Consider the following 17,177-nt stretch of genomic DNA (forward strand, 5'->3'; position numbering starts at 1 on the left):
CGTCACACGACAGGGAGCATGAATGAACGCGGACGACCGCACCACCTCGACGGCCCGCGGGCTGTACACGCCGCGACCGACCGAGCCGACCACGGGCCAGGTCCCGTCGCGTCGGGCGTTCATGCCGGTGGGAGCGGAGACACCCGCCCAGCCCCAGACCCCGTCGACGCAGGTGCCGACCACGCGACCCGCCTCCACGCAGACGCCCACGTCGCGCACCGCGGCGCCGCAGACCCCCGCCGCGCCGGCGCCCGCGCCGCAGCGCACGCCCGTGACCGGCCAGACGCCCACCGCGCCGTCCGCAGCCCCCACGTCGACCGGCTCGATCCCGACCCGCACGGCCTTCCGTCCGCAGAGCGCGCCCGACGGCATCTCCACCACGCGCGCCGCTCAGCCCCAGCAGCCCCAGGCCTTCGCGCCCACGGGCGTGCCCGCGCCCGCCGCGACCCCCGCCGAGGCGCCCGCAGCTCCGCAGGCACCCGCGGACTCCCCGAACCGCCGTGACGCGGCCAAGGTCACCAGCACCGCCGCGATCGGCGCCGGCGCCGCCAAGGTGCGCGACCTCGCCGGCCGTGCCGCGGACAGCTTCAAGGCGGGCGACGACCTCGGCATGCCCGCGAGCAAGGGCGGCCCGCGCAAGGCGCGCGTCCTGCTGTCGCGCATCGACCCGTGGTCGGCCCTCAAGCTCGGCTTCCTGCTCTCGATCGCCGCGGGCATCATGTTCGTGGTCGCGGTCTTCGTGCTGTGGACCGTGCTCAACCAGGCCGGCGTCTTCGCGCTCGTCAACGAGTGGGTGGTCAAGCTCTTCTCGACCGACTCCGAGATCGACATCATGCAGTTCGTCGACCCGAACAAGGTCATGGGCGCCGCGACCCTCGTCGCGGTCATCAACGTGGTGCTCCTCACCGCGCTGTCGACCATCGGGGCGTTCCTCTACAACGTGGTCTCGTCCGTGGTGGGCGGCGTCTACGTGACCCTCACCGACGACTGATCGTCGCCTGAACGAGGCCGCGCCGGCCGCGATTTTGTTTCGTGGCCGGCGTCAGGTATCGTTTAACGCCGCAGCAGGGATGCTGCGAGGGGCCCATAGCTCAGGCGGTTAGAGCGCTTCGCTGATAACGAAGAGGTCGGAGGTTCAAGTCCTCCTGGGCCCACCACGGTGATTCGATGGCAGACACGACGTCGCTCATCACCTTCAGATCGACACCCGAGATGTGGGATGATGACCATCTCCCGCGCACGGGGCCTTGGCGCAATTGGTAGCGCACCTGCTTTGCAAGCAGGGGGTTATGGGTTCGAGTCCCATAGGCTCCACCACTGATGAAGGCCCTCGCCCACCGGCGGGGGCCTTCTGCGTTCCCCGGACGATGCGGGGCGCGCGCCCGCGCGGCTCCTACCGCCCGAGCGTGCGCACCAGCAGGCGCAGCGCCTCCGCGCGCTCCCAGGCCGCGGCGGCGTCCTCGTGCAGCCCGCGCTCGAGGCGCCACTGCCGCACGCCCTCGTACGAGCGGATGTGGGCCATGATCGTCTGGATGGTCTGGCCGAGCGGCGTCACCGGGATCGGCGACGTGAGAAGCTCCGCGCCGCCGGTCTCCGCCCAGTCGCTGAGGACCTGGGCACCGAGGTTGTCGTGGTCCGTGCCGGCGTGCCCGTGGTCGCGCGTGCAGCGCAGCACGCGCCCGCTGAGCTCGTCGATGTGGACCACCGCGCCGCACAGGATCCGGCGGGCCGGGGGCGCCACGCGCTTGAGCGGCGGCGACAGCAGCCGGTCGAGGCGCGCACGATGCGCGACGGGGTTGTCGTCGAGGTCCGGCTCCGCGACCGGCGGGCGGGAGTGGCCCCGCGTGGCGGTCGGCCAGGCCCTCATCGCGGCGCTCCCATGGACCGCGTGGCGACCGGGTGTCGCGACTGGACGGGAGCGGGCATGCACACCTCCTGGACGATGACCCCTCGGAGGTCTCATCGGCATCCAGGGGCGGCGGTGAACCCTGTCAGGCTGTGCGATATCCCACATTTCGCACGGCGGACGTCCGGCCCGGCCGTGACGCGATGGCGGCTCAGGAGCAGCAGCTGCCCGTCGCCGCGCAGCAGTTCGCCGGGAGGTCGTCGTGCTCGGTGAGCGTGGCGCAGGCAGCGGTCTCGGCCCGATCCGCGCCGCAGCAGCCCTCGCCGCTCGCGCGGTCGCCCGCGGCCGCGGCGGTGGCCGTGACGTGCGCCGACTCGAGGGTGTAGCCCGCATCGTGCACCGCGGCGTCGGCCTCGAAGGCGAAGTCCTCCGCCACGACCTCGGGGGCGAGCAGCACGACCGCGCGGCCGGTCGCATGGTCCACCGACGCGGATCGCACGCCGGGGAGGGCCACGAGCGCATCGTGCACGCTCGAGGAGCAGCCGTCGCAGGTCATGCCCGAGACGGCGAGGTCGAGGACGGTGCCGGAGGTGCCGGCGAGGGAGAGATCGGTCATGCCCCGACCGTAAGCCTTCCCCTCGGGTGGAAGGTCAACCCTTGGTCCCGGTTGTCGCGGATCTGCCAGGCGTCTCAGCGCGAGACGGCCTGCGCGTCCTTGGCCGTGAGCCGCTGGGCGATCGCGAGCGGGACCACCGACACGACCGCGAGGATCACGGCGATCACCGCGACCACCGGCGCCTGGTTGGGCCGGAACATGTTCTGGAGGATCCACAGCGGAAGCGTGGTGACGCCAGGGCCGGCGGTGAACGTGGTGACGATGATCTCGTCGAAGCTCAGCGCGAAGGCCAGCAGGCCGCCGGCCAGCAGCGCCGACTTCAGCCGCGGGAAGGTGACGAGCCGGAACGTGGTGAACAGCCCCGCGCCGAGGTCCATCGAGGCCTCCTCGAGGCGCGTGCCCGAGGCGTTGAGCCGTGCGAAGGCGTTGTTGTAGACGGTGACGATGCAGAACGTCGCGTGCGCGACGATGAGCGTCCACACCCCGAGCTGCACGCCCACGATGGTGCGGAAGGCGTTGTTGAGCGCGATGCCGGTGACGATGCCGGGCAGCGCGATCGGCAGCACGATGAGCAGGTTCACGCTCTCCTTGCCGAAGAACCGGTGCCGCGACAGGGCCATCGCCGCGAGGGTGCCGAGCACCAGCGCGATCGCGGAGGCGACCAGCGCGACGAGCACCGAGGTGCCGAGCGCGTGCAGCGCGCCCTCGCTCTGCAGCGCGCGCCCCCACCACTCGAGCGTGAAGCCCGGCGGCGGCCACGAGAGGCTCTCGGACGTGCTGATCGAGTTGAGGAAGACCACGCCGAGCGGCAGGTAGATGAGCGCGAGCACCACGGCGGTGACACCGCCGAGCACCCAACGTGCGGCACGACCGAGCTGCATCAGAGGCTCCTGAGGGCCCCGGTCCGGCGGACCGCGGCGAGGTAGACGAGGATGATCCCGATGGGGATCAGGGAGATCGCGGCGGCGAGCGGGAGGTTGTTCGCGGCGCCGACGTTCGTGTAGACGAGGTTGCCCAGCATCTGCGTGGTCCCGCCGACGATGCCGGTGGTGATGTAGTCGCCCAGGCTGAGGGAGAAGGCGAAGATCGAGCCCGCGATGATCGCCGGCCGGATCATCGGCAGCACCACCGCGGTGAGGGTGCGCCAACCGCGCCCGCCCAGATCAGCGGAGGCCTCGAGCAGGCGGTCGGGGACGCGGTCGAAGCCCGCGTAGATCGGCATGATCACGTACGGCAGCCACAGGTAGGACAGCGCGAGCACCACGCCGATGATCCCGTAGCCGGGGGTGTGGAGGCCGAACGGCGACAGCACCCATTCGATGATGCCGTCGGAGGACAGCAGCGCGCGCCACGAGTAGACCTTCACCAGGTAGGACGCCCACAGCGGCGCGAGCACCGCGATGACGAGCAGGTGCCGCAGCCGCGGACCGGCGACCTTCGCCATGAAGAACGCGACCGGCACCGCGATGAGGACGTCGATCACCGTGACGAGCGCGGCGATCCCTAGCGTGCGCAGCGTGACGGTCCGGTAGAGGGCCTCGGTCACCACCTCGACCACGTTCTCGGTGGTCCACTCGATCTGCACCTGACCGGTGAGCTCGTCGACCGTCCAGAAGGCGGTGACGAGCAGCGCCGACAGCGCGACCACGTAGACGAGGCCGAGCCACAGCACGGGCGCGGTGAGCAGACCGGCGAGCCGGAGGCGCCGGCGAGGGGCGAGAAACGCGGAGACGCGGTGCGTGGTCATGGTTCCTTAGGGGTGTCTCGGGTGCGTCCGGCGACCGCCGGGCGGCGGCGCGGGGGGACGATGCGCATCGTCCCCCCGCGCCGGGGCATCAGCCCTTGATCTCCTGCCAGGCCTTGGTCCACTCGGAGTAGTCGACGCACTCGACGTCCTCACGGCCGTCGACGCAGTCGCTCACGGGGGTGGTCCAGTACCAGATCTGCGACGCGTACTCCTCGTCGCCCGCGTGGTACGCCTCGCAGTCGTCGCGGAAGTCGCACGCGGCCTCGGAGGACGGGGCCTCGCCGAAGTACGCGGTCGCCGTCGCGTTGATCTCGGGGCTGGCGATGTGGTCGAGCCACGCGTACGCGCAGTTCGGGGCCTCGGTCTCGGACGCGATCATCCAGGTGTCGGACCAGCCGGTCGCGCCCTCCTCGGGCAGGACCACGTCGGTGGTGCCGGTGCTGATCGAGTTCTGGATGACCTGCCACGTGGTGCCGACCACGGAGTCGCCGGACTCGAAGGCCTGGATCTCCTTGAGGTAGTCCGACCAGTACTCGCCGACGCTCTCCTTCTGCGTCTTCAGCAGCTCGACCGCGGCCGCGAACTGGTCCTCGTCCAGCGCGTACGGGTTCTCGATGCCGAGCTCGGGCGAGTGCGTCATGAGGTAGACGGCCGCGTCCGCGATGTAGATCGGGGAGTCGTAGGCCGTGACCTTGCCGTCGTAGTCCGAGGCCTTGTCGAAGACCACGTCCCAGCTGGTGGGGGCCGGGGAGACCTCCTCGGTGTTGAACATGAGGAGGTTGGCGCCGTAGCCGTGCGGGACGCCGTAGGCGACGCCGTCGACCGAGTTCCACTCCTTGTCCTTGAGGAAGCCGAAGATCCCCTCGTAGCTCTCGAGCAGGTCGGTGTTGACGGGGGACACGAGGTCCGCCGCGACGAGGCGCAGCGTGAGGTCGCCCGAGGCCGCGACCACGTCGTAGCCGCCGCTCTGCATGAGCTGGTACGCCTCGTCCGAGGTGCCGTAGGTCTTGGCCTCGACCATGCAGCCGGTGGCCTCCTCGAAGCTGGACACCCAGTCGACCGCGGGGTCGTTGGTGCCGTCCTCGACGTAGCCGGGCCACGCGAGGATCGAGACCGAGCCCTCGGTGTCGCCGAGCGACTCGAGGGCCTCGGAGCCGGAATCGGAGCTGCTGGTGCCGCACGCGGCGAGCGATGCGACCGCCATGGAGGCGATGCCGGCCCTCAGGGCCGTGCGGGGCAGGGACTTCTGCACTGGTGCTTCCTTTCGTCGGGTGGTGCTGGGGTGCTGCGGTGGGTGGTGCGGGTGGTGCGGTCTCGGGGTGCGCCGGGTCAGGCCGCCTCGTCCTCGAGCGGCGCCGCGGAGGCGGGCTCGACGGAGACGGTGACGCGGTCGCCGCGCGTGCGGCGGTGGCCGGCGCCGATGTTCGGCTCGAGCGCGGTGATGCGGGCGCCCAGGCCGTCCAGGTCGACGACGATCCGGTGCTCGGGGCCGGTGTAGATGACCTCGGCGATGGTGCCGGGGACGCCTCCTGCGGGGGCGTCGAGCAGGACGCGCTCGGGGCGCACGGCCATGGGGGCGCGGGCGAGGCCGAGCGCCTCGGCCACCTCGGGCTCGAGCAGGGTCGCGGAGCCCACGAACGAGGCGATGAAGCGGTTGCGCGGGTGGTCGTAGACCTCGCGCGGGGTCCCGAGCTGGACCACCTCTCCGGCGTCGAACACCGCGACGCGGTCGCTCAGGGTGAGCGCCTCGTCCTGATCGTGGGTGACGAAGACGAACGTGATGCCCAGCGAGCGCTGGAGCTCCTTGAGCTCGACCTGCATCTGCTCACGCAGCTTGAGGTCGAGCGCGCCGAGCGGCTCGTCGAGCAGCAGCGCCTGCGGGCGCAGCACGATCGCCCGGGCGAGCGCGACGCGCTGGCGCTGGCCGCCGGAGAGCTCATGCGGGCGCCGGTCCTCGAGGCCCGCCAGCCTGACCTGCCCGAGCGCCTCCTCGGCGCGGGCGCGGCGCTCCTTGCGGGCGACCCCGGCGACCTTGAGCCCGTACTCGACGTTCGCGATGACGCTGAGGTGGGGGAAGAGCGCGTAGTCCTGGAAGACCGTGTTGACCGGGCGTGCGAAGGGTGCGAGGGCGGTGACGTCCGCGCCGAAGAGCTCGACGGTGCCGCTGGTCGGCTGCTCGAAGCCCGCGATGCACCGGAGCACGGTGGTCTTGCCGGAACCCGACGGTCCGAGCATCGAGAAGAACTCCCCCGGCTCGATGTCGAGGTCGAGATCGGCGACCGCGACGGTCTCGCCGAAGCGCTTGTGCAGGCCCCTCAGGCGGATGGCTGAATCCATGCGGACTATTCATCTGGTTCCAGATGTCTTTCACAAGACCCCTCGTGTAACGGTTCCATTAAATCTCTGGATCCAGACCTTTCCGGTGGCGCGGCCCACCGTCACAATGGCGGGATGGGACTCACCTGGGGCACGGGCGCGCATGCCGCCCGCTCCGCCACGCACGCCGCGATCTTCGCGCCGCTCGCGCCGCTCGGGCGCGCGGAGGCCGTCGCCCAGCGCCTCGCCGACGCGATCCACCTGGGGCTCCTCGAGCAGGGGGAGCGCCTCCCCACGGAGCAGGACCTGGGCAGGCAGTTCGGCGTCGCGACCGTGACCGCGCGCGAGGCGCTCGAGTCGCTGCGCGCCGCGGGCCTCATCGAGACGCGCCGCGGACGTGCGGGCGGCAGCTTCGTGTGCGGCAGCGGGGACGATGCACGTGCCGTGCTCATCTCGCGGCTCGCGATGCTCTCGCGCGTCGAGCTGCGCGACATGGGCCTGGTGTACGGCGTGATCGCGGGGGCGGCGGCGGAGCGCGCGGCGCTCTTCGCCACCGCCGATGAGGTCCGCTCGCTGGGCACGCTGGTCGAGGACGGCGCGGTCTCGAGCGGCGCGGCCGCGCGGCGCGCGGAGAACGGCATCCGCATCGAGGTCGCCGCGCTGTCACGCTCCGCGCGGCTCGTCGCGGAGCAGGTCCGGCTGCAGTCCGAGTTCGGCCCGCTGCTGTGGATCGCCCTGCAGGAGCACGGAGTGGTGACCGGCAACGCGGCGCGTCACCGACGCCTGGTCGAGGCGATCGGGAACGAGAGCCCCGAGGAGGCCCGCGGCATCGTCACGGAGCAGGTGGGCTGGCTGCTCGACCGCCTGCTCGCGATCCGCGAGGGCATCGAGCGATGATCGTCACCGCCATCGTCGAGATCGCCGACGTGCTCGGCGCGGCCCTCGCGCCCGTCTTCGCCGAGGTCCTCGACTGGCGCACGCGGCTCGAGCGCTCCCTGGGAACCGAGAGCCCGAGCGGCGGCGCGGTCGACGAGGCGGTCGAGTGGCTGGTCGCACCCGCGCTCGATGATGCGCGGCCGATGCTCGGCGCCGGCTTCGTCGCGGCCCCGGGCTACCTCGAGGACGCCCCGTGGCACCTCGCGTGGTGGCTCAGCGCGGCCAACGGTGTGGGCCTCGGCGGGCGCGAGGGGTCGCTGCGCCGCCTCGCTTCCGTGGAGAACCCGCTCGACGCCTCGTTCCACGACTACACGCGCCTCGAGTGGTGGCGGGGAGCGGTGGAGTCCGGCGGGCTCTACCTGACGGGTCCGTACATCGACTACCTCTGCACCGACGAGCTCACGCTCACGCTCACCGCGCCGGTGACGGTGGACGGTCGGCTCGCCGGCGTGGTCGGCGCCGATCTCTCGGTCGCGCGCCTCGAGCGCCTCACCGACGGCGTGCTGGGGCGTGCGCCTGTGCCCGCCGTGCTCGGGACCGCCGCGGGACGCGTGATCGCCGCCACGGATGCGGCCGTCGAGCCGGGCACGCCGGCGCGCCGGCTGGGCTCGACCGGCGAGTGGCATCCCGTCCCCGGCTGCGGCGGGACGCTCGCCGTCGCGCGCAGCGCGTGACGCGACCCACGTCCCGCATCGTGCTCGCGCACGCGCCGTTACGATTGATCCATGGCAGCTTTCCAACGTTGTAACAGCACGCCTGCACGGTCCTTCCCGCGCGGTTCCGTCGCCCTCACCGGCGGCCCGCTCCTCGCAGCGCTCGACCGGTCGATCGCGACCGCTCTCGCCCACGACCCGCAGCGGTTCCTCGCCCCCTACCGCCGCGAGGCGGGCCTGCCCGCCGTCGCCGAGTCCTACGGCGACTGGGAGTCGCGAGGCCTCGACGGGCATATCGGCGGGCACTACCTGTCCGCGCTCTCGCACCTCTACGCCGCGACGGGCCGCGAGGACATCCTCGAGCGCCTGCGCGCGATGCTCGACGGCCTCCAGGAGTGCCAGGACGCCGTCGGCACCGGCTACCTCGGCGGCACGCCCCGCGGCGTCGCGCTCGGGGAGGAGCTCCGCGAGGGTCGCATCGATGCGGAGCCCTTCGCGCTCAACGGCCGCTGGGTGCCGATGTACAACCTCCACAAGGTGTTCAACGGGCTCATCGACGCCTACGACGCCGCCTGCCAGGACGATGCGCTCACCATGGCGATCGCGTGGGCGGACTGGTGGATGGGCATCAGCGCGCAGCTCTCGGACGCGCAGATCGAGCAGATCCTCACCGCCGAGTTCGGCGGCATGAACGACGCCTTCTTCCGGCTCGCGACCATCACGGGGCGCGAGGACCTCGTCGCCGAGGCGCGCCGCTGGTCGCACCGCCTGCTCCTCGACCCCCTCATCGCGGGCGAGGACCGGCTCAACGGGCTCCACGCGAACACCCAGGTGCCCAAGGTGGTCGGGTACGCGCGCTCGGGCGCCCCGGACCTCGTCGACGCCGCGCACGTCTTCTGGGACGAGGTGGTGGGCGACCGCACCGTGTCGATCGGCGGGCACGGCGTGCGCGAGCACTTCCACGCGCTCGACGACTTCCGTCCGATGATCCTCGACCCCATGGGCCCCGAGTCGTGCAACACGTTCGGGATGCTCGCGCTGACCGACCTGTTCCGTCAGGACTCGAGCCGGCTCGACCTGGTCGAGTACGCGGAGCGCGCGATCCTCAACCACGCCCTCACCGCGCAGCACCCCGAGCACGGCGGCTTCGTCTACTTCTCCCCGATGCGCCCCGCGCACTACCGCGTCTACTCGAGCCACGGCGAGTCGATGTGGTGCTGCGTGGGCAGCGGCCTCGAGGGCCACTGCCGCTACGACCGCTTCCTCTTCTCCCGCGACGGCGACAGCCCGCGCGTCGAGATGTTCGAGCCCGCGGTGCTCGACTGGGACGGCCTGCGCGTCGAGGTCCGCGCCGATCTCACGCGCGAGTGGCGCGTCGAGATCGACGTCGCCGCCGAGGCGCCGCACCGTCGTCCGGTGCGCGTCCGCATCCCCGACTGGACCGATGGCGCGGTGCTCGCCGTGGACGGCGAGACCGAGGACGTCGCCCCCGGCGTCGGCGAGGTCGCGCTCGATCGGGTGTGGGAGGGCACCACGCGCCTCGTGCTCGAGCTGCGCCCGCGTCTCACCATCGAGCGGCTGCCCGACGGCTCGCCGTGGGCGTCGTTCCGCTACGGGCCCTTCGTGCTCGCGCATCGTGACGGCGCCGACGACCTCGAGGGGATGATCGCGACCGGCGACGGCGCACCCCACCTCGCGCTCGGGCCCAAGCGCCGCATGATCGAGACCCCCGCGGTGCTCGCGAACGGACCTGACGGGGTCCTCGAGCTCGCGGCTCAGGGCGCGACGGCGACGCTCACCGCGTGGCGCCTCGACGGCGACGAGCCGGTCGAGGTGACGCTCGCGCTCGAGCCCTACGCCGGCATCCACGACGAGCGCTGCACCGTGTACTTCCCGGTGGGCGAGTCGGCCGAGGAGCCGCGCGAGATGCTGCGCCGCCTCGACCTCGACGAGCAGGAGGACGCGGACGTCGTCGACCTGGTCGCGCCGGGCGAGCAGCAGTCGGAGATGGACCACGGGTACGTCTCGGAGGCCTCGCGGATCGAGTGGATCTACGCGGCGCGCTGGCGCATGGCCGAGGGCTGGTTCTCGTACGTCCTCAAGCCGCGCACCCCCGGCGCGCACGTGGTCCGGATCCGGACCCTCGTCGACCGGCCCGACGGCACGGAAGGAGCGGTCGTGCGCCTCGCGGGCGAGGTCGCGACGCCGGTCGCGACCGAGCAGCGCAACATCCCGCTCTACGGCGACATCGTCGAGGCCCTCTACGCGGTCGACGTCCCGGCCGAGGGCGTCGAGGTGCGCTTCGAGGCCGGTTCGGGCGGGGCCACCGCGGGCGTCGTCGCGGTCGCGCTCATGACGCCCGCCTCCTGACGCGCGCGGCCACGGCCGCAGACGACGAGGGGCCCGGCCGAACGGCCGGGCCCCTCGTCGTGCGACGGGTTACTTCTCGTCGCTCTTGAGCTCCTCGGCGGCGTCCTCCCAGACATCGCCGGCGTCGTCGATGGTCGAGACGACCTCCTCGGTCGCGCGGGCGCGGGCCTCGTCGGCCGCCTCCTTCACCTTCTTGGCCTCGGACACCGCGGTGTCCTTGACCTTGGTGAAGGCCGGACCGGCGACGTCCGCGACCTTCTTCGCCTCGGTCACCGCGGTGTCCTTGACGTGCTCGGCGGCCGGCACCGCGGCCTCCTTGACCTTCTCGTACGTGGGCCCGGCCTTGTCGGTGATGACCTCGGCGGCGGCGTTGGCGGCGGCGGTCGCGGCGTCCGCGGCCTTCTTCGCGGCGTCCGCGGCGGCGTCGACGGCCTTGTTCACGTTGCGGCGGACCTGGTCCTTGAGGTCGCCCTCGGCGGCGAACTCCCACTCCTCGTCCTCGCCGGCCCAGGCGTCGCGACCCTGGTCGCGGCGGGCCCACACGACGACGGCCGCGGCGGCGGCTCCCGCCAGCATGATCGGGATGAGCACCTTGCCCCACGAGCGGCCCTTCGGCTCGTCCGCGTCCGTGTACGCCGCATCGTCCACCGCGGCCAGTACGGCCGGGATGGCCGCGCCGACGATCGCGGCGTGCGCGACGTCCGTCCACTCCGACGCCTTGACGCCGGCCTTGTGGACGTAGGGCGAGGCCTTCTTCGCACCCGAGTGGTACGCGTCCTGGACCTTGGGCGAGGCCCAGTCCTTCGCGTGCTCGACCTGCGGGCCGGCCCACTCCTTCGCCCGGGCAGCAGCCTTGCGCGCGGCGACCGACGCCTCTCGTGCCGCCTCCCGCGCCGCCTTGGCCGCATCGGCCGCCTGGTCGCGCGCCTTGTCGGCGTCAAAGCTCTGGAAAGTCACCTTGCTCATCCTGCGCTCCTCCTGGTCCGTGCCTGTTTCATCCTTCTCATCGGACAACAGCCACGCGTCCTCAACCCTTCCGTCCATCGTGCCACTTGCGGCGCGCACATGCGAGGGCCATGGAACAATGGCGGGCATGATCGCAACCCTTCAGACCACCGCCGGGGACATCCGCATCGAGCTGTTCCCCAACCACGCGCCCGTGACCGTGAAGAACTTCGTGGGCCTCGCCACCGGCGAGAAGGAGTGGAAGAACCCCCAGACCGGAGAGAAGTCGACCGAGCCCTTCTACGACGGACTGGTGTTCCACCGCGTCATCGACGGCTTCATGGTCCAGGGCGGCTGCCCGCTCGGCACCGGCACCGGCGGACCCGGCTACAACTTCGACGACGAGATCCACCCGGAGCTCCGCTTCGACGAGCCCTACCTGCTCGCCATGGCGAACGCCGGCCAGCGCCTCAACCCCATCACCGGCCGCCCGGGCGGCACCAACGGCTCGCAGTTCTTCATCACCGTGGACAAGCCGAGCTGGCTCAACGGCAAGCACACCATCTTCGGCAAGGTCGCGGACGAGGAGTCCAAGGCCGTTGTGGACAAGATCTGCGCCGTCCCGACCGACGGCCGCGACCGTCCGCTCGAGGACGTGATGATCACGTCCGTCACCATCGCCGAGTAAGACTCGATGGCTCACGATCCGGGTGCCGCGGCGCCCACGTGCCCGCGGCACCCGGATCGGGTGTCCTACGTCCGCTGCCAGCGCTGCGGACGCCCCACCTGTCCCGAGTGCCAGCGCCCGGCGTCGGTGGGCATCCAGTGCGTCGACTGCGTGCGCGAGGCGGCAGCCCAGCGGCGACCGCTGGTCAACCGTCTGGGCTTCACGAGCGCGCACGGGACGCCCTATGTGACGTACGCGCTCATCGCCGCCAACGTGCTCGCGTTCCTCTACGGCACCTACGTGCTCGGCACGGGTCACTGGCGCGTCGACTGGGCCCTGATCCCCAATCCCGGGGTCTACCAGGAGTTCATCGCCGGCGGCGGAGACGAGTGGTACCGCTGGATCACGTCCGGCTTCCTGCACTTCGGGCTGTGGCACCTGGGCATGAACATGTTCGTGCTGTGGCAGTTCGGCACCCAGCTGGAGCCGATCATGGGCCGCCTGCGCTACGGGCTGCTCTACCTGGCGGCGCTGCTGGGCGGCTCGGCTTCGGTCATGCTGCTGGCGTCGGGCGGCATCCACGGCGGTGCGTCGGGGGCGATCTTCGGGCTCATCGCGGGCTACGCGGTCGTCCTGAAGAAGCTGCGGCTCGACTACCGCTCGCTCATCACCACCGCGGGCCTGTGGCTGGTGCTGGGCTTCGTCATCCCGGGCGTCTCGTGGGAGGGCCACCTGGGAGGCGCGGTCGCCGGCGCGGCGACGATGCTCGCGATGCTCCACTGGGTGGACCGCAAGCCGGCCGTCCGGCAGTAGCGGCTCCGCCCTTCGCGGCCCGCCCGCGCCCTTTCACCGAGGCCCCGTCGCTCCAGCGGCGGGGCCTTCGTGCTGCGCTGGCGCGCCCATCTCGTGATGGGGCATCTACGGTCGCTTCCCGCGCCCACGTGCACGCCATGGGGCGCACACGGTCGGCTCGCGCGGCGACCCCCATCGCCCCATGGGAGGCGGCGCAGGCGGCGAGGCGACCGTCAGCGCCCCATTCCGCATGGAGAGGCGGCACGCCCCGGACTGCCGCCGCGGGCCTGCGGAACGGCTGTCCACATGCCGGACCGGGGTTATCCCCGGATCCGCCCCGGTTCATCCACAAGCGGAGCCTGTGGACAAGTACGTGGGCGAATGCCGTAATCCCCACACTCATCCACAGATGTGAATGACATCCGTGTAGTTATCCCCATCGTTGTGCACACCCTGGGATAACTACACGGATGTGTTTTTGTCCACCGCTGTGGAGGAATCTGGGGAGAACTACAGGGGTGTGATTCCTACTTCCAGCGGGTGAGGAGCCCCATGCCCACGGCCATGAGCACGAAGCCCACGATGAGGTTCATGTCGCCGATGCCCGGGATGGGCCAGTTGGCCTTGGTGACGTAGTAGACGACGATCCACACCGGACCCGCGACGAGCAGCGTCAGGGCGGTCGGCAGCAGCCACTTGGGGTTGTCGGACTGGGGCTTGCCCAGGTTGCGGGGGGCCTTGTAGACCTTCGCGTCGCTCTTCTTCGATCTCGCCACTGCAGTACTCCGTCGCTCAGCCATGCCCGCGCACCCGCGCGGGGGACCCCACCAGGGTACCGAGCGTGTCGCACGGAACGGGATTCCCGGACGATGCCCCCTCCCGTAGGCTGGTGCATCATGTCGTCCTCGCTGGAAGCCCCCGCCCAGCCCGAGGCCTCGGAGCCGGCACGCGCCACCCGCGGCCCGGGCGTCGGCACGCGCCTCGTCTCGCTCATCGGCGAGCTGTGCATCATCGCCGGAGCCGTCGTCGGCCTCTACGTCGTGTGGCAGCTGTTCTACACGGACGTGGTCGCGGACCGCGAGCAGGCCGAGGTGGTCGACGAGCTCGACTGGGCCTACACGGGTGCCATCACCGCGGACGAGGCCGAGCCCGACACGGGCCCGCAGATCCTTCCGGACGAGCTCCACCTGTCGCCGGACACGGCTCCCGTGATGGACGAGCCGGCATTCACCGAGACCTTCGCGACGTTCTACGTCCCGCGCTGGGGCACGGACTACGTCAAGCCCATCTCGCAGGGCGTGACGCGCCTGGACGTGCTCGACGTCCTCGGCATCGGCCACTACCCCGGCACCGGGATGCCCGGCGCGTACGGCAACTTCGCCATCAGCGCGCACCGCACCACCTACGGCAAGCCGTTCAACCGGATCGCGGAGCTCCAGGCCGGCGACGCGCTCGTGGTGCAGACCGAGGACGCCTGGTACGTCTACCGCATGACGGACCACCTCATCGTCACCCCTGAGCACGTCGAGGTCATCGCGCCCAACCCTTACGTCATCGGCGGCGAGGCCGACGGTCACTACATCACGCTGACGACCTGCCACCCGATGTTCTCCGCCGCCGAGCGGTACATCGTCCACGGCGAGCTCGAGTACTGGGCTCCCACCGGCAACGGCGTCCCGCCCGAGATCCTCGAGGAGATCCCCCAGCCATGATCTTCCCCGCCGTCTGGCGCATCCTGCCCGGCCCCGCGTGGCTGCGGGTGCTGTTCGTGCTGCTCATCATCGCGGCGGTCGTCGGCGCGCTGTTCCAGTGGGTCTACCCGTGGTTCTCGGTGACCTTCGACATCGAGGAGGCAAGCGTGGAGGCTGTCCCGTGACGCGCATCCTGGTGGTCGACAACTACGACTCGTTCGTCTACACGATCGTCGGATACCTGCGTCAGATGGGCGCGGAGACCGTGGTCGTGAGGAACGATGCGGTGGCGGACGCCGGCGCGGTCGGCGACTACGACGGCGTCCTCATCTCCCCCGGCCCCGGAACGCCCGCGGAGGCCGGCGCCTCCATGGACGTCATCCGGCAGTGCGCCGAGGCGGGTGTCCCGATGCTCGGCATCTGCCTCGGGCATCAGGCGCTGGCCGAGGTCTACGGCGGCGTGGTCTCGCACGCCCCGGAGCTCATGCACGGCAAGACGTCCGCGGTGACCCACGACGGCGCCTCGGTCCTCGCCGGGCTCGCGTCGCCGTTCACCGCGACGCGCTACCACTCGCTGGCGGTCGAGAACCCGACGGTCCCGGACGAGCTCGAGGTCACGGCGTCGACGGCGAACGGCATCATCATGGGCCTCAAGCACAAGGAGCTGCCGCTGCACGGCGTCCAGTTCCACCCCGAGTCGGTGCTGACGGAGGGCGGCCACCGCCTGCTCGCCAACTGGCTCGAGGTCTGCGGCATGCCCGACGCCGAGGGGCGATCGGCGGGCCTCAGCCCGCTCGTGCGGCGGTAGCGGTCCGGGCCGGGCGGCCGGTCAGCGCCAGCGCGCCCGCCGCGACGGCCGCGCATGCGAGCATGACGAGCGCGAGCGGCACGGCGGACGTGCCGCCGCCCAGGCTCACCAGCGGCGAGACGAGCGCGGCGAGCCCGAACTGGAGCGCGCCGAGCACGGCCGAGGCGACGCCCGCGGCGAGCGGGACGGCGCCGAGCGCCAGCGCCGTCGCGTTGCCGAACACGAGGCCCATGCTCGACACCGCGATGAAGAGCGGGAGCGCGAGCCAGCCGGCCGGGACGGCCAGCGCGACCATGGCGGCGAACAGGACCGAGGCCCCGACGACGGCGACGATGCCGGCGGTGAGCAGGCGTCGCACGTCGTGGGTCGCCGCGAGCTTCGCGGAGACACCGCTCACCACCATGAGGCCCAGCGCGTTGACGCCGAAGGCGAGTCCGTAGGCGGCCTCGTCGAGCCCCATCATGCCCTGGTAGAGGAAGGGCGAGGCGGAGATGTAGGCCATCATTACGCCGAAGGCGAAGGAGAACGCGGCGGCGTAGCCGAGGAAGGCGCGCGAGCGCAGCGCGGAGAGCGCCGATCCGGAGGCGACGCGCTCGGCGCGGTCGGCGACCCGGCGCTCGGCGGGGTAGGACTCGCGGACCACCGCGACGACCGCGACCAGCATCGCGACGGAGAGCGCGGCCACCACGGCGAGGAGCCCGCGCCAGCCGATGCGGTCGACGAGCACGCCGCCGAGCACGGGCGCGACCACCGGGGCCACGCCGCCGACGATCATCATGAGGGAGAACGCGCTCGCCGCGGCCTTGCCCGTGGCGCGGTCGGAGATGATCGCGCGTCCGATCACCATCCCGGCGGCGCCGCCGAGGCCCTGGAGCAGGCGCGCACCGATGAGCACGCCCGCGGTCGGGGCGAGCACCGTCGCGATGCCCGCGACCACCATGAGCACCGCGCCCGCGATGAGCGGGGGCACGCGGCCGAAGCGGTCGGACAGTGGGCCGAACACCAGCTGGCCGGCGGTGACGCCGAGGAGGAAGGCGGTGAGGCTCAGCTGGACGGTGGTCGCGCCGACGCCGAGGTCGGTGGCCATCTGCGGGAAGGCGGGGAGGTAGAGATCCGTCGCGAGGGGTGCGATCGCCGAGAGGAGGCCGAGCACCGCGAGCAGCGCGGCGGTGATCCCGGTGCCGACGGACGGGGTGGACGAGGCGGACGTGGCGTCGTGCGTCCGGGACGTGGTCGGGGGCGCGCTCGGGGCAGCGGGCATGGTGGGATCCTCTCGGCAGGGGCGATTATGAAATCATAACTGAATTCCCGACGCGGCGGTAGCCTCTGTCGCATGACCCAGGACGACGCGACCGCGGATCAGCAGCTCGCCGAGCTCGCCGAGCGCATCCTGCGCCTCGCGCGCGAGCTCGACCCGCACTCCGCGGGCGGCGTCGACGTGGTGCCGCTCACCGGAACCGAGACGGCCGTGCTGCGCTGGATCCACCGCAATCCGGGCACCTCGCCGAGCGCCGCGGCCGAGGCGACCGGGCTCAAGCGCCCCAACCTGTCGGCGGCGCTGCGGGGCCTCGAGCACAAGGGTCTGGTGCAGCGGTCGGAGGATCCCGACGATCACCGCCACACGCGCCTCCAAGCGACCGACCTCGCGGACCAGAGCATCGCGCGCCTGCGGGCCTTCTGGGCGGCGCGGCTGCGCTCCGCGCTCGCGGACGTGGATCAGGACGCCGGTGCTGCGCTCGACCTGCTCGACCGGCTCGACGCGGGGCTGCGCGGCGGCCGCCGCTCCTGAG

Annotated in this window: 19 protein-coding genes and 2 tRNA genes; 12 read left to right on the top strand and 9 right to left on the bottom strand. The window is 71.8% G+C overall.

Going from position 1 to position 17,177, the window contains the following annotated elements; genetic code table 11:
* Window positions 1-22: 22 nt before the first annotated feature.
* The 3 genes from TR42_RS14615 to TR42_RS08305 all read left to right on the top strand — a co-directional run bounded on the left by TR42_RS14615 (window position 23) and on the right by TR42_RS08305 (window position 1,317).
* Window positions 23-991, top strand: coding sequence for a DUF3566 domain-containing protein (locus TR42_RS14615; protein WP_081953255.1), 969 nt, complete (start codon window positions 23-25; stop codon window positions 989-991).
* Between the two features lie 89 nt (window positions 992-1,080).
* Window positions 1,081-1,157: transfer RNA gene (locus TR42_RS08300), tRNA-Ile, on the top strand.
* 84 nt (window positions 1,158-1,241) lie between these two features.
* A tRNA-Ala gene (locus TR42_RS08305) sits at window positions 1,242-1,317 on the top strand.
* A 76-nt stretch (window positions 1,318-1,393) separates the two neighbouring features.
* Here TR42_RS08305 and TR42_RS08310 read toward each other — a convergent pair.
* The 6 genes from TR42_RS08310 to TR42_RS08335 all read right to left on the bottom strand — a co-directional run bounded on the left by TR42_RS08310 (window position 1,394) and on the right by TR42_RS08335 (window position 6,546).
* Complete coding sequence (locus TR42_RS08310; protein WP_042214815.1) at window positions 1,394-1,867, bottom strand: hypothetical protein; 474 nt, start codon at window positions 1,865-1,867, stop codon at window positions 1,394-1,396.
* Window positions 1,868-2,057: 190 nt separating this feature from the next.
* Window positions 2,058-2,462 (bottom strand): heavy-metal-associated domain-containing protein, encoded by a 405-nt coding sequence (locus TR42_RS14300; protein ID WP_052405837.1) that lies wholly within the window; start codon window positions 2,460-2,462, stop codon window positions 2,058-2,060.
* Between the two features lie 74 nt (window positions 2,463-2,536).
* Window positions 2,537-3,343 carry an ABC transporter permease gene (locus TR42_RS08320; RefSeq protein WP_042214816.1) on the bottom strand — a complete coding sequence of 269 codons (807 nt, stop codon included), beginning with the start codon at window positions 3,341-3,343 and terminating at the stop codon, window positions 2,537-2,539.
* On the bottom strand, window positions 3,343-4,209 hold the full coding sequence (locus tag TR42_RS08325) for an ABC transporter permease (RefSeq protein ID WP_042214818.1): 867 nt from the start codon (window positions 4,207-4,209) through the stop codon (window positions 3,343-3,345). Before TR42_RS08325 ends, TR42_RS08320 begins: the two co-directional genes overlap by 1 nt.
* 88 nt (window positions 4,210-4,297) lie before the next feature.
* Window positions 4,298-5,461 (bottom strand): extracellular solute-binding protein, encoded by a 1,164-nt coding sequence (locus tag TR42_RS08330; RefSeq protein ID WP_236623407.1) that lies wholly within the window; start codon window positions 5,459-5,461, stop codon window positions 4,298-4,300.
* Window positions 5,462-5,538: 77 nt separating this feature from the next.
* On the bottom strand, window positions 5,539-6,546 hold the full coding sequence (locus TR42_RS08335) for an ABC transporter ATP-binding protein (protein WP_042214819.1): 1,008 nt from the start codon (window positions 6,544-6,546) through the stop codon (window positions 5,539-5,541).
* A gap of 114 nt (window positions 6,547-6,660) precedes the next feature.
* Here TR42_RS08335 and TR42_RS08340 point away from each other — a divergent pair, with 114 nt between their 5' ends.
* The 3 genes from TR42_RS08340 to TR42_RS08350 are packed head-to-tail and all read left to right on the top strand — an operon-like array spanning window position 6,661 to window position 10,484.
* Window positions 6,661-7,422 (top strand): FadR/GntR family transcriptional regulator, encoded by a 762-nt coding sequence (locus TR42_RS08340; RefSeq protein ID WP_042214820.1) that lies wholly within the window; start codon window positions 6,661-6,663, stop codon window positions 7,420-7,422.
* Window positions 7,419-8,135: a cache domain-containing protein gene (locus TR42_RS14305; protein WP_052405839.1), complete on the top strand. Its 717-nt coding sequence runs from the start codon at window positions 7,419-7,421 to the stop codon at window positions 8,133-8,135. Before TR42_RS08340 ends, TR42_RS14305 begins: the two co-directional genes overlap by 4 nt.
* 51 nt (window positions 8,136-8,186) lie before the next feature.
* The gene (locus TR42_RS08350; RefSeq protein WP_052405841.1) at window positions 8,187-10,484 is read left to right on the top strand and encodes a beta-L-arabinofuranosidase domain-containing protein; all 2,298 of its coding nucleotides are present in this window, start codon (window positions 8,187-8,189) and stop codon (window positions 10,482-10,484) included.
* Between the two features lie 69 nt (window positions 10,485-10,553).
* Here TR42_RS08350 and TR42_RS08355 read toward each other — a convergent pair whose 3' ends face one another.
* Window positions 10,554-11,450, bottom strand: a complete 897-nt coding sequence (locus TR42_RS08355; protein ID WP_042214822.1) for a hypothetical protein — start codon at window positions 11,448-11,450, stop codon at window positions 10,554-10,556.
* A 127-nt stretch (window positions 11,451-11,577) separates the two neighbouring features.
* Here TR42_RS08355 and TR42_RS08360 point away from each other — a divergent pair, with 127 nt between their 5' ends.
* Together TR42_RS08360 and TR42_RS08365 are read left to right on the top strand one after the other, a co-directional pair.
* A complete protein-coding gene (locus TR42_RS08360; RefSeq protein ID WP_042214823.1) occupies window positions 11,578-12,117 on the top strand; it encodes a peptidylprolyl isomerase in 540 nt (179 codons plus the stop codon).
* Window positions 12,118-12,123: 6 nt separating this feature from the next.
* Window positions 12,124-12,909 (top strand): rhomboid family intramembrane serine protease, encoded by a 786-nt coding sequence (locus TR42_RS08365; RefSeq protein ID WP_074789459.1) that lies wholly within the window; start codon window positions 12,124-12,126, stop codon window positions 12,907-12,909.
* A 506-nt stretch (window positions 12,910-13,415) separates the two neighbouring features.
* Here the strand turns inward: TR42_RS08365 and TR42_RS08370 are convergent.
* Window positions 13,416-13,664, bottom strand: a complete 249-nt coding sequence (locus TR42_RS08370) for a cell division protein CrgA (RefSeq protein ID WP_052405845.1) — start codon at window positions 13,662-13,664, stop codon at window positions 13,416-13,418.
* A gap of 120 nt (window positions 13,665-13,784) precedes the next feature.
* Between TR42_RS08370 and TR42_RS08375 the strand changes: the two genes are divergently transcribed.
* The 3 genes from TR42_RS08375 to TR42_RS08380 are packed head-to-tail and all read left to right on the top strand — an operon-like array spanning window position 13,785 to window position 15,387.
* Window positions 13,785-14,600: a class E sortase gene (locus TR42_RS08375; protein ID WP_042214827.1), complete on the top strand. Its 816-nt coding sequence runs from the start codon at window positions 13,785-13,787 to the stop codon at window positions 14,598-14,600.
* The gene (locus TR42_RS15095) at window positions 14,597-14,764 is read left to right on the top strand and encodes a hypothetical protein (protein ID WP_162473313.1); all 168 of its coding nucleotides are present in this window, start codon (window positions 14,597-14,599) and stop codon (window positions 14,762-14,764) included. The genes TR42_RS08375 and TR42_RS15095 overlap by 4 nt, the downstream gene beginning before the upstream one ends.
* Window positions 14,761-15,387, top strand: a complete 627-nt coding sequence (locus tag TR42_RS08380) for an aminodeoxychorismate/anthranilate synthase component II (protein ID WP_042214829.1) — start codon at window positions 14,761-14,763, stop codon at window positions 15,385-15,387. Before TR42_RS15095 ends, TR42_RS08380 begins: the two co-directional genes overlap by 4 nt.
* Here TR42_RS08380 and TR42_RS08385 read toward each other — a convergent pair.
* Window positions 15,365-16,648, bottom strand: coding sequence for a multidrug effflux MFS transporter (locus TR42_RS08385; protein ID WP_042214831.1), 1,284 nt, complete (start codon window positions 16,646-16,648; stop codon window positions 15,365-15,367). The genes TR42_RS08380 and TR42_RS08385 overlap by 23 nt on opposite strands.
* Window positions 16,649-16,720: 72 nt before the next feature.
* Between TR42_RS08385 and TR42_RS08390 the strand changes: the two genes are divergently transcribed.
* Window positions 16,721-17,176: a MarR family winged helix-turn-helix transcriptional regulator gene (locus TR42_RS08390; RefSeq protein ID WP_042214832.1), complete on the top strand. Its 456-nt coding sequence runs from the start codon at window positions 16,721-16,723 to the stop codon at window positions 17,174-17,176.
* Window position 17,177 lies beyond the last annotated feature (1 nt).

The organism is Demequina mangrovi (assembly GCF_000759715.1).
In the GTDB taxonomy this organism is placed as follows: Bacteria; Actinomycetota; Actinomycetes; order Actinomycetales; family Demequinaceae; genus Demequina; species Demequina mangrovi.